Annotated in this window: 11 protein-coding genes and 1 tRNA gene; 11 read left to right on the top strand and 1 reads right to left on the bottom strand. The window is 30.4% G+C overall.

Features of this window, described 5'->3' with window-relative positions; all coding sequences use genetic code 11:
* Window positions 1-62: 62 nt before the first annotated feature.
* A complete protein-coding gene (locus DRF75_RS02455; protein ID WP_082020006.1) occupies window positions 63-1,247 on the bottom strand; it encodes a phosphoglycerate kinase in 1,185 nt (394 codons plus the stop codon).
* A 748-nt stretch (window positions 1,248-1,995) separates the two neighbouring features.
* Here DRF75_RS02455 and DRF75_RS02450 point away from each other — a divergent pair.
* The 11 genes from DRF75_RS02450 to DRF75_RS02400 form a co-directional block, all read left to right on the top strand.
* Window positions 1,996-2,427 carry a hypothetical protein gene (locus DRF75_RS02450; RefSeq protein WP_045171231.1) on the top strand — a complete coding sequence of 144 codons (432 nt, stop codon included), beginning with the start codon at window positions 1,996-1,998 and terminating at the stop codon, window positions 2,425-2,427.
* Window positions 2,428-2,698: 271 nt separating this feature from the next.
* Entirely contained in the window at window positions 2,699-3,502 is an 804-nt protein-coding gene (gene dapF, locus DRF75_RS02445) for a diaminopimelate epimerase (protein WP_045171230.1), read from the top strand.
* Between the two features lie 88 nt (window positions 3,503-3,590).
* Window positions 3,591-4,070 carry a hypothetical protein gene (locus tag DRF75_RS02440; RefSeq protein WP_045171229.1) on the top strand — a complete coding sequence of 160 codons (480 nt, stop codon included), beginning with the start codon at window positions 3,591-3,593 and terminating at the stop codon, window positions 4,068-4,070.
* A 74-nt stretch (window positions 4,071-4,144) separates the two neighbouring features.
* Window positions 4,145-5,215 (top strand): methyltransferase domain-containing protein, encoded by a 1,071-nt coding sequence (locus tag DRF75_RS02435; RefSeq protein WP_045171228.1) that lies wholly within the window; start codon window positions 4,145-4,147, stop codon window positions 5,213-5,215.
* Between the two features lie 313 nt (window positions 5,216-5,528).
* Window positions 5,529-5,619, top strand: a tRNA-Leu gene (locus tag DRF75_RS02430).
* 20 nt (window positions 5,620-5,639) lie between these two features.
* Window positions 5,640-6,782: a GTP cyclohydrolase II gene (locus DRF75_RS02425; protein ID WP_045171237.1), complete on the top strand. Its 1,143-nt coding sequence runs from the start codon at window positions 5,640-5,642 to the stop codon at window positions 6,780-6,782.
* Between the two features lie 92 nt (window positions 6,783-6,874).
* On the top strand, window positions 6,875-7,579 hold the full coding sequence (locus DRF75_RS02420) for a VirB8 family type IV secretion system protein (protein ID WP_045171236.1): 705 nt from the start codon (window positions 6,875-6,877) through the stop codon (window positions 7,577-7,579).
* Complete coding sequence (gene virB9 / locus DRF75_RS02415) at window positions 7,566-8,390, top strand: P-type conjugative transfer protein VirB9 (RefSeq protein WP_235424728.1); 825 nt, start codon at window positions 7,566-7,568, stop codon at window positions 8,388-8,390. The genes DRF75_RS02420 and virB9 overlap by 14 nt, the downstream gene beginning before the upstream one ends.
* 21 nt (window positions 8,391-8,411) lie before the next feature.
* Window positions 8,412-9,752, top strand: a complete 1,341-nt coding sequence (locus tag DRF75_RS02410) for a TrbI/VirB10 family protein (protein WP_045171226.1) — start codon at window positions 8,412-8,414, stop codon at window positions 9,750-9,752.
* Between the two features lie 13 nt (window positions 9,753-9,765).
* On the top strand, window positions 9,766-10,764 hold the full coding sequence (gene virB11 / locus DRF75_RS02405; protein WP_045171225.1) for a P-type DNA transfer ATPase VirB11: 999 nt from the start codon (window positions 9,766-9,768) through the stop codon (window positions 10,762-10,764).
* A 38-nt stretch (window positions 10,765-10,802) separates the two neighbouring features.
* The coding region (locus tag DRF75_RS02400) for a type IV secretory system conjugative DNA transfer family protein (RefSeq protein ID WP_129992600.1) at window positions 10,803-13,002 on the top strand (2,200 nt) is incomplete at its 3' end.

Raw genomic sequence — 13,002 nt, 5'->3', positions numbered from 1 at the left:
GAATCGCTATTAGGCATTTTTTATCCATATCACATTTCACATGCATATAATTAAATATTTTATTATGCAATACTCAGAAAATGTAGCAATGCACCTCCACCCGTTGAAATATAAGTAAAGTCATCATTTGAAAGACCAGATAACTTGATTGCACATATACTATCACCACCACCAACAATACTTTTAAGTTTACCTGCTGTAGTTAATTTTGCTAATAAGTTTGCAATACTAAATGTTCCTTTTGAAAAAGGTTCTTTTTCAAACATCCCACATGGACCATTCCATAAAATCGTTCTACACTTACTTACTGTTGCATTAACCATATTAATAGTTTGGGGGCCTATATCTAATATTACATCATCAGATTCTATAGTATCATCATCTTTTATTGTACTTTTCCCATAAATAGAATTCTTAGCTACTACATAATCAACAGGAAGAATAATTTTACACTCATGTCTTTTAGCAAGATCCATAATTTCCTTTACAAGATCTTTCTCTAACTCTTCATACAATGATCTTCCTATTTTCAGACCCTGTGAGAGCAAAAAATTATTTGCAATAGCTCCACCCACTATCAAAAAATCCACCTTTTTAGTCAGATTTTTTAACATGTGAATTTTTGTTGATATTTTTGAGCCACCAACTATAACTGCAACTGGTTTCTCACTATTCGAAACAACACAATTCAAGTACTTCATTTCTTCCTGAAAATTAAAACCAATAAAAGAAGGAATTAATCTAGTGATTGCATCTATAGATGCATGTTTACGATGTAAACAAGAAAAAGCATCATTAACATATATATCAGCCAACAAAGCAAGCTGTTTAGCAAATGTTAAATCATTTGTTTCTTCTTCTGCATAAAATCTCAAATTTTCCAGTAATAATATTGAACCTAATGGTGCAGATTGTATAGTTTGTTCCACATAATCCCCAATTACACCATCTATAAACATTACATTTGTTGTAAATATTTTATTTAGGTACTCAATCAAAAATTTCAAAGAAAATTCTTTATCATAGGATTTAGGGCGCCCATAATGCGACATTATTACAATTTTTGCATCATTACTTAATAAGTACTTAATAGTTGTAGTCAATCTAACAATCCTAGTATCATCTAATACTACACCATTATCCACTGGTACATTTAAGTCTGCACGTAGTAATACTGTCTTACCACTACAACTAAAATCTTGTATTTTTTTCATATCACGAAAAGCAAAATCATTAGACTTTAACATATAAGTTACCTTGTTTAACAATTTAATAAATCACTAAAATAGTTAAATATCTTTATAAACTATAAAAAATTTATTAAGTGTTTTTTAGCACAAAATCAAATTTATTCTCACAGTAATACACAACTTTACTACTATATCACTTAACAAAACTTGCATGTAAACAGCTATAGTCTTGACATTATATCACAAACAGCAAAAAATTAAAAAATATTAATACCTTTACATTTATTAATTTATTAGAACAGATATTAACATTTTAATATCATTCAATATACTAATACACGAATTACTACATACAATATCATAAGCACTAGAAGTGTATTTTAACATTTTGATACATCTTCTATCTCAATAATGTAATAAATACTTAACAAACACACAATACTAGGAACTACAATACTTAAATTACATATTTCTCATTAAATGCAATGCATAACACCACATTTGTCATTAACAAGCATGCTTCAGGTGCAAAAAGCACTAATTCTTCATTACAATGTCAATTATTAGTAACTATCTACACACAAAACCTTGACTAAGTATTAAAATATCCAGTATTAGGTAACAATTTATATAATATGACAAACAAACACCAAATTAGTCAGCAAAAATATATTCAAAGATTATTATTAGATCTACAGAAGATACATATTTCTGCTTCCTATCAATACAAAAATAAATGTCATCATTATATATTATTTAACTATCAGCACCTATAATATCGTCATTGATTCTTTTAGGCAAAGAAATGTCAGATGTTCCATTTATAAACAACAGAAACGAAACAAAACCCTACAAAATAACATGGGAAATAGTAAAAAATCAAAAATACAAACAAACACATTTATTACAAGTATCATGCCTATATATAATAACAATATACAATAAGAACCACAACATATCGTTACCAACAGACAACGTTATTAGTAATATTCTATTAAGAATAAACACAACAATGGAATCAGTGTTATTAAATAAACTTCTCAGTATTGAAATATTAAAAGGCATTTCTTCTCATAAATTTATTAGTAAAAAAAAGAACAACATTGCAAGATTACAAGACATATCTCAATTCTTTAACTCTAATTTCAATATAAAACTTCCAAGGAGCATCGAGGAAAGTTTTATTGCAGAACACAAAGAAGCAGTACAGTTACTAAAAAGTTCTATAAGTATATAGCCAAGTATTTATACACTATTACATGAGTTTTACTTAATATAGAAAAATAGCAATCTTCTACTAAACATCATATATAATGCTTAATTGACACTATTAGATTATCAAATACCATTTCTAAAATTCTACATTCTTAATTACATACATGTTTCAGTAATCAATGCTTACTAATATCCTAACAAGACAACACAATAAAATTTTTGACAAAATAAGTATTTAAAAACTTGTCAAAATAGATCACAATAATAAAGTCACTTTTCTCTTTTTATTAAATATGATAGATTTTATAAAAATGCATGGCACTCTTAATGACTTTGTCATAATAGATTGCAGAAGTAAGTCCTACAATAACATTGATTATCAAGCAATTGCTAACAGGAAAATAGGCATTGGGTGTGATCAAATTATTGTTATAACAAAATCTGAAAAAGCTGATTGTTTCATGCATATATATAACGCAGATGGAAGTAAAGTTGAAATGTGTGGTAATGCTGCAAGGTGTGTTGCATATCTATTAAGCAATGAAAAACAAAAAAACAATGTAACAATTGAGCTAGCTGACCGCATATTATCATGCTTAAGGATATCAGAAAACACAGTACAAGTTAACATGGGAATAGCAAAATTTCATTGGACAGATATACCTATATCTCAAGAATGTGATACATTGCACCTACCAATAACACTAGAAATGCTAAGTGATCCTGTAGGAATAAATGTAGGCAATCCACATGCAATATTTTTTGTAAATTCAATAGAAACAATTCCACTAGACAAATTAGGACCAGAACTAGAAAATCACAATCTTTTCCCTAAAAGAGCAAATATTAGTATTGCAGAAATTGTATCCAGAAACAAAATCAAACTGAGAGTATGGGAACGTGGCACTGGAGAAACAGCTTCATGTGGTAGTGGTGCATGCGCAGCATTAGTTGCAGCAGTAAGACGTCAATATACTGATACAACAGCAACAATATGTTTGCAAGGTGGTAATCTATTAATATCATACCAGAATGATAACACTATTTTAATGGAAGGGATAGTATCATATACATTTCATGGCACCTACTGTACCTAATAAAATACTATATCAACTTCTTAGATCAATAAACTTTTATACAATACATAGTTATGTTATAATATCAGTTAATGATGAGTGAGTTTTTATGAAACTAAAAGAAACAACCATAAATGGAATGTTAGTTCTCTGTTTTGTACCTATGATGGCACTTTACCACAAAATGAAAGTGCTTTTCACCTGTGATATTCCTTCATTAGACGGGAGCGAAGAATCCAATTATTCACGTGCAGTAATGATTGGTTGCTTAAGTGTAGTATTGTGCTGTGTAATCTATATAATGATACTTATACATTTTAATATCAAGTTAATGCTTTTCCTACTGTCAAAAATCACAGGAAAAAACTTTCATGCTCTTAATGATATAATCTCCAGATTTATAGACTTACGTATAATACATTTTGTAATATCAAATATGCATTTAAAATTTTTGAGATATATTTCTCAAATAGAAAAATCAGAAGATGAATTAAATACATATAAAGATTTTGCAAAAAAAACTAACATAATAATTAAATCAATAGAGCACCACAGGAAGCTATATGAAAACTTTATCTTACCAATTTAACAATATGTTTATGTTTATTCATTATAACATATTTATGCTATATTAGTATTAAATCAAAATTTGACGAGTGGAGTATGAAAAGTAATTTCTTCATAACAAAATGTAACGTATCGTCCTTAATATCAAGTATTAATAAAGCAATACCGAAGCTGCATGATCTTCTTCAAATCATAAAAAACAAAATCATCTCCATGAAAAAAGAAACTATCTCATTACAAAAAAAATTAAAAAACCTACTCGAAACTAATATTGACCTTGGTTTATATCATTTTTATAAAGGAAACATCTCAGACGCAAAATTCAGATTTCGTCTTATTAGCATTTTTAAACCTAAATTACCAGTAGCATACTATAACCTTGGAAGGTGTTATTTTGCTTTACAAAATTTAAATAAAGCTAAACAAAACCTTATGCGTGCAATAGAACTAGATAACAATTACGCAGAAGCTTTATACTACTTAAACAAGATAACAAACCCAACAAATATTGTATACGTACCTGAAAATATTATAAAGCAATACTTTGATTACACTAGTGAACATTTTGTAGAACACTGGCTCATAGCAAAACAATACAAAGCTCATGAATATGTAAAATCTTTAATAATAAACTTTTTTGGTGATAAATTTCCATACTTAAATATCTTAGACCTTGGATGCGGTACAGGTATATGCGGACAATTTTTAAGAATGAAAAACATAGGCAATTATATAACAGGCATTGACTTATCAAATAAAATGATAAATATAGCAAGAGGTTGTTTTGTAAACGGGAAACAGGCTTACAATGAGTTGATACATATAAGCATTGCTGATTTCCTTAAAAAAAATCAAGATAAGAAAAAATATGATGTTATCATTTTAACTGAGGTACTACAGTATACCGGCAGCTTAAACCCGATCTTTAAACTTTTGAAAACAATATTAGATACAAATGGTATTGTGATTGGTCTCACAAGAAGAAAACAAGGTTCAGGATTTCAATTCATTAACGAAGGAGATTTTTTCTGTCACTCAGATGAATACATAAAATTATGTATTGAAGAATCAGGATTGGAATGCAACTACTCTAGTTACTGTAAAATATACGGGTCACAAGTTGAAGGAGTACTTTTTGTAGCCCAATCCAAAAAAACTGATGTTTAAAATTTAGTAACACTATACTTGAGTGACCTTACAGGAGCAAAATTTTCACGCCATGTTAACAATTACTAAAAATGCAAATTCACTGTTCAAAATATATAATTTACTAAACACCTCAAATTAAAAATTACAGTAGTTTACTTATAAAATAATAGTAAACTTGCCTCATAATAAATTCTTTTACAACGAATCTAATTTCAACTACAATTTAAGTGTAGTACTTCTTTTTAAAATTAAAGAAAGTTATTAATTTAATAGTTAACAAGCAACATTGACATATACAATGAATTTATTTAGGATTAAGGTTTTATAAGACGCGGTTGTGGTGGAATTTGGTAGACACGCAGCGTTGAGGTCGCTGTGGTTTGATAAAGACCTTGGAAGTTCAAGTCTTCTCAACCGCACCATGTAATATTTGAGCACAATGATGGAAAATTTATTTAACAGATTTCGTTCCAACAAATATATTACAGAAAAGTCTATTGCCGAACTCAGATGCGGTATACCAGTATTACTATACAATAATAACGACAGTTTACTAATTTTCCCTAGTGAGCTAGCAAACAATGAATTATTAAGTGCTCTGAAAAAAAAATTTCAAGATATTAACATATTAGTTACTGGAAACAGATTAAACTTCATATTTCAATCACCAGGAAATCGCCTTTCTAGGATTCAAATTAAGACACACCATGATTTAGAATACATATCTTCTTTATTAACAGACCAAGAATTCCATAAAAAAAGTTCACTTACTGCTGATGATATAACTGTTAGCACAAATTCCTTAGATAAAACTGCTATTTCAATAATAAAATTAACAAAATTATTACCTTCAGCAATTGTTATTGATATTAATAGGTCTGATATACTACAATGGTGCACTCAAAATAATATCACACCAGTCAAACAAGAAATTATAGATAATTACAATGAAGAATATGAAATTCAAGAAGTATGTAGCTCTCCTTTATTCTTAAAAGATTGTCTGAACGCTAAAATAAAAGTTTACAGATCACACACTGGAGAACTTGAGCACTATGCAATTATTATAGGAAACCCAGACTACAGCAATCCTATAGTTAGAATTCACTCATCATGTTACACTGGTGATCTACTTAATAGTTTATCATGTGATTGTCGCTGTCAATTGCATACAGCTATAAAATTAATGACAGAAAATAAAGGTGGCATAATTCTATACCTAGCTCAAGATGGCCGTGGTATAGGATTAGCTAATAAAATAAGAACATATCAATTACAAACCAAATACTATTTTGATACTGTAGATGCTAATAGGTTTTTTGGATTTGAAGATGATGAAAGGGTATTTACACCAGCCATAAAAATACTGCAGAAATTAGGAATTTCAAAACTACAGTTATTAACAAATAATCCAAATAAAATTTCAGAAATTAAAAAAAATGGCATACAAGTTACAAAAATATTACCTATTTTTGTTGACACAAACCAACATAATATTAATTATATCAATACCAAAGCTAAAAGATTAGGTCATGTTAGCTGGAAGTGTTTTTTATGCTATTTTTACATACTAATGTTAATCTGATGTAAATAAATAAATTATACACTCTTTGTTGACCATCTAATTAACAAAAATTTTTGTTAATATAGCTTAAAACTATAAGGTTGATGATACGTATGTTTAATAAATTTAAAAAAAAGAATAACACAAGCGATAATAAAAAACCATTAAATGCAAATTTAGAAACAACATATAATTGGCATGTCAGCCGGTATAATTCAGTTGTAATACAAAGGAACATGCTACTGTTTTTTACAGTGCTTGCACTAAGTGCAGTAGGAATTAGTGTCTTTGTCATCTCGAATATAAGCAAGAGCAGAACTATTGAGCCATTCGTGGTAGAAATAGAAAAGAAATCTGGAATTACAACATTAGTAAATCCAGTATCAGTTAAACAATATTCAGCAGATGAAGTTTTAAATAATTACTTCATAATAGAATATGTAAGATCTAGAGAACTTTTTGACCCCAATAACTTCCAATACAATTACTACACAAAAGTTCGTTTATTTTCCAACCAAACAACATATAGTGAATTTCGTAATTGGATAAGGTTAAGCAATCCTGCAAGTCCTTTGAACTTATATGCAAATGTAACATCAGGATATCTAAAAATTAGATCTTTACAGCACTTACGTCCAGGAAATGTGCAAATTAGATTTTCTTTAGAATTCAACCATCCAAATGGTACAATAAAAAGAGATAGAATAGCTACATTATCATTTCAATACGCAACTCTTGAAATGAACGAACAAGAGAGACAAATCAATCCTTTAGGATTTCAAATAACTTATTATAGGGCAGATGATGAATTTCTATAAAATTTATACTACATTATTACTAGCTTTAATAATGATTATGTTTCATGATGATGCACATGCTATAAACATAGCCAATAACCCTGTTACAATAGACAGCAGAATCAAAACTTTTGTATACAGTAATAACGAAATATATAATGTAGTGTTTAATTATGGATATCACTCATATATTGAATTTTCAAAAGGTGAAACTATAAAAATGTTAGCAATAGGTGATACCGTAAGTTGGAAAGTAAAGCCAGTAGATAACAAGCTTTTTATAATTCCATTAGAAAAAAACGGAAAAACAAACATGCTCATAGAAACGAGTAAGGGGAGAAGTTATGCTTTTGACCTGATATGTCGTAGCGCAGGTGAAACAGATAATGACAAAAAAGATACTGAAGCAGAGTATTCTGATCTAAGAGATTTAGCATATATAGTACGTTTTTATTATCCAAAAACTGAAGAAGATTTTGATTTAAACAAAATAAACCTTCCAGACATTTCCATCCCTAGTAATTCACACAAGGTAAAGAAGCATATAGTAATAAAACCTAACATTACAAGTGATAACTACCTAGTAAACACAAAGCTAGGAGATCAAAAAAAATTACCTGTGGAGTTATTTGATGACGGCAAACTTACATACTTTAAGTTTGCAAACAATAACCAAACTATCCCTCAAGTATTTATATATAACGATTTAGGTGAAAAAGTACCTTGTAAAATGTTATTACTAAATAATTATGTAATAATAAAGGGTGTACATAAAAACTTACATCTGGAATATAAGAATGAATCTGTGAAAATTACCAATAAAAAACTATAATAAAACTCATCACGGTACACTATGTCAGAAGAAAATCAAAATAACCAATACACAGAGATTGAAGAGAGTGTAAATGTTGTTGGAGTAAATAAAGGAAAAAAATTCATCACAATAGGAATAATTCTTGCTGGGTTAGGTTTCTCTTATTACTACTTCTTCATAGGGAAAAAGTCAGACAATGATCTCAATAAATCTCAATCAATAGAAGAAGTAGATATAGAAAAATTGTTAAAAGAATCTACTCCACCAGCGCAAGAGGTATCTCCAGCAATCAATATCCCACCACAATTACCAGAATTACCACCTCTAGTATCACCATCTCTACCATCAATTCCAACAGTTGAAAGACCTAAAGTACTAGAAATACCAAAAATACCAGAGGTCAAGCAAAAGCAACCACCAGTACTACAACCACAGCCTAAACCTGAAACTGACATTTTACCAAAAATACCTCTACCTGCTCAAAACACAATAGAAATTGCTGCACCTATTGCACCTACAACAACAGGTTATGACAAAGAAAGAAGAGCTACATCAATGTTAGCAATTTCAGGAGGACAAGAAATGACAGCTGAAGGAGCAGAATCAGCTATTTCAAACATAATAAATAATAATAACAACTCTATTATTTCTTTACAACCGACATCCTCTCCAAATGTTGTAGCAACCAAAGTAAACAATTTGGAATTAACAATTTTACAAGGGAAAATAATTGATGTAGTACTAGAAACTGCTATCAATTCAGATTTACAAGGTACATTAAGAGGAATAGTAGCACGTGATGTTTACGCCGAAGCAAGTAATATAGTAATGATTCCAAAAGGATCTAGGCTAATAGGAAATTATTCTTTCAATGCAGGCCCAGGAAAAACAAGAGTACAGATATCTTGGAATAGAGTCATTTTGCCTCACGGTATCGACATAGCAATTGACGGGAACGGAACAGACGAGTTAGGCAGGCAAGGTGCTTCAGGTGTTGTTGATACAAAAATAGGTAATATATTAACTTCCACAATATTACTAGCTGGTGTATCTGCAGCAACAGCTTATGCTACATCAAAAATACCTGAAATAAATGATCACCCCATTGTAGAACAAAACAAGGACAAAGATAGTAAGGATAGTGAAGATAAAGATAAAGACAAAGATAAAGATAAATCTAAAACAAAAACTACATTGCCTGTAAAAATTCTATCTCAAGCAGTAGACGACTTTTCAAATTCTATGAAAGACATAATAAAGAGATACTCAGATAACAACCCTACAATATATGTAGATCAAGGTACCTTGTTAAAAGTATTTGTTAATAAAGATATTGTATTTCCAAAAGCAGCAGTACGTGGAATAAATATTATAAATTAATATAAAGGTTTATATGACAACAAGTTATGCAGCTTTAGATACATACCTTGAACCATTGCAGTCTATTTTTAATGAAGATGGCGTAAACGAAGTATCTATAAATCAATCATGTGAAGTATGGGTAGAAAATAGAGGTAACATACGCTGTGAATCCATTCCAATCCTTAATTTATCCCACTTAAAAGCACTAGGAAGGTTAATAGCACAAGCTACAGAACAGAAGATAAGTGAAGAAAATCCATTATTATCCGCAACTCTACCTAATGGTTATCGTATACAAATTGTCTTTCCACCAGCTTGTGAAGCAACCGCAGTAGCCATGTCAATCAGAAAGCCATCAGCTATGCAGCTTTCATTGGATGACTACGAGAAAATGGGAGCATTTGATCAGGCCATCACAGAAACTAAAGAAAATCCTATAGACAATGAATTAAATGAATTACTAAAACAAAAAAAAATTAAACAATTTCTAGAATGTGCAGTAATAAACAAAAAAAACATAATAATAAGCGGTGGTACATCAACAGGAAAAACAACTTTCACTAACGCAGCGCTACGAAGTATACCAAAAGATGAAAGGCTAATTACAGTAGAGGATGCAAGAGAAATTGTATTAAGTAACCACCCAAACAGAGTACATCTCATTTCATCAAAAGGAGGACAAGGTAGGGCTAAAGTTACTACTCAAGACCTAATAGAAGCATGTTTGAGATTACGTCCAGATAGAATAATAGTAGGAGAATTACGTGGAGCTGAAGCATTTAGCTTTTTAAGAGCAATCAATACAGGTCATCCTGGATCTATATCTACTTTACATGCAGATACACCAATGATGGCATTGGAGCAATTGAAACTAATGGTTATGCAAGCAGGACTTGGTATACCACCAGATCAAATTATAAACTATATTACTAACATAGTAGATATAGTAATACAATTGAAAAGAGCATCAGGAGGTGTAAGATATGTGTCAGAAATACTATTCACTAAATCTTTACAGAAAAATAGTTAAATGATACGTAAATTTTTTATAATTAAATTGTTGTTTTTATGGATAGTATAAGTGCAAACCACATACGCAATATTTTATTCCTTGTTTTAGGTGCATTTTTTGGACTGGAATTTTGCTTTTATTTATCAGGTGTATTATTCATCTTAATGGTCTGGGGACCAAATTATCTAGATTTTAATGCCATAAACCCTAGCTTGAGCGATTTTCCAGATAGAATTTGGCCCACTATTTTTGATTATGTACAACATTGGTGGAATAACCCTTCTGCATATGATGCAGCTTTATTACTTAAGTTAATAACATCACTATGTACACCAGTAGGAATCCTAAGCATAGTATTATGGAACCTTAGAAATATATTATTCGATTGGAGACCATTCAAGAAGAAAGAATCACTGCATGGAGATTCAAGATGGGCAACAGAAAAAGATATTCGCAAAATAGGATTACGTAGTAGAAAAGGAATATTACTAGGGAAAGATAAAAGAGGGTATCTCATTGCAGATGGTTATCAACACGCCTTATTATTTGCACCAACCGGATCTGGAAAAGGTGTAGGTTTCGTAATACCAAACTTATTGTTCTGGGAAGATTCTGTAGTAGTACACGATATAAAATTAGAAAACTATGACCTTACAAGTGGGTGGAGAAAAAAAAGGGGACAAGAGGTTTTTGTTTGGAACCCAGCACAACCTGATGGTATAAGTCACTGCTACAACCCATTAGACTGGATAAGCTCTAAGCCAGGACAAATGGTAGATGATGTACAAAAAATTGCCAATCTAATAATGCCAGAACAAGATTTTTGGTACAACGAAGCACGCAGCTTATTTGTGGGAGTAGTACTATACTTACTAGCAGTACCAGAAAAAGTAAAATCTTTCGGAGAAGTTGTACGAACAATGCGTAGCGACGACGTAGTATACAACTTAGCAGTAGTATTAGACACAATAGGGAAAAAGATTCATCCAGTTGCATACATGAATATAGCTGCATTTTTACAAAAAGCAGATAAAGAACGTTCAGGTGTTGTATCAACCATGAACTCATCTTTAGAATTATGGGCAAACCCATTAATAGATACAGCAACAGCTTCAAGTGATTTTAATATTCAAGAATTTAAAAGGAAAAAAGTAACAGTATATGTTGGATTAACACCAGATAATTTAACTCGCCTTAGACCTTTAATGCAAGTATTTTACCAACAAGCTACAGAATTTTTATGTAGAACTTTACCATCAGATGATGAACCTTACGGTGTATTGTTCTTAATGGATGAGTTTCCAACATTAGGAAAAATGGAGCAATTTCAAACTGGTATTGCATATTTTCGTGGATATAGAGTTAGACTATTTTTGATTATTCAAGATACTGAACAGCTCAAGGGTATATATGAAGAAGCAGGAATGAACTCATTTTTATCAAACTCTACTTATAGAATAACTTTTGCCGCAAATAATATAGAAACTGCAAATTTAATATCACAGTTAATAGGAAATAAAACTGTTAACCAAGAGTCTTTAAACAGACCTAAATTTCTAGATTTGAACCCTGCATCCCGTTCATTACATATATCAGAAACACAAAGAGCTCTATTATTACCTCAAGAAGTAATAATGTTACCTAGAGATGAGCAAATACTTTTAATAGAATCTACTTATCCTATAAAATCAAAGAAAATAAAATACTATGAAGACAAAAGTTTTACAAAAAAACTATTAAAGAGCACCTTTGTTCCAACTCAAGAGCCTTATGATCCTAACAAAACAAAAACAGTAAAAAAAGAAAATGAAGAACCTATGCCAAGTATTGAAAGCGATCTTCCTAAAAATACATCCGACAATACTGAGAATAATACAGAAGATGGTGCAATGTATAGCAGTATAGAAGAAGATTATGATGATGATGATTTTAATTTTGAAGATTTAGATGAATATATGGACGAAGAAGAAGATTATGATGATGAAGAATACAATGACATAGATTACGATGATAATAATAATCTAGAAGAGGAAGAAGAAGAAGTAGAAGAGGAAGAAGAAGAAGTAGAAGAGGAAGAAGAGGAAGAAGAAGAGGAAGAAGAAGAAGAAGAGGAAGAAGAAGAAGAAGAGGAAGAAGAGGAAGAAGAGGAAGAAGAGGAAGAAGAGGAAGAAGAGGAAGAAGAGGAAGAAGAGGAAGAAGAGGAAGAAGAAGATGAAGAGGAAGAGGAAGATGAAGAGGAAGAAGAAGAAGAAAATA

Source organism: Ehrlichia minasensis (genome assembly GCF_004181775.1).
Lineage (GTDB): Bacteria > Pseudomonadota > Alphaproteobacteria > Rickettsiales > Anaplasmataceae > Ehrlichia > Ehrlichia minasensis.
Note: the sequence above shows the minus strand (reverse complement) of the source record. Positions and strands in the feature narration are given on the sequence as shown.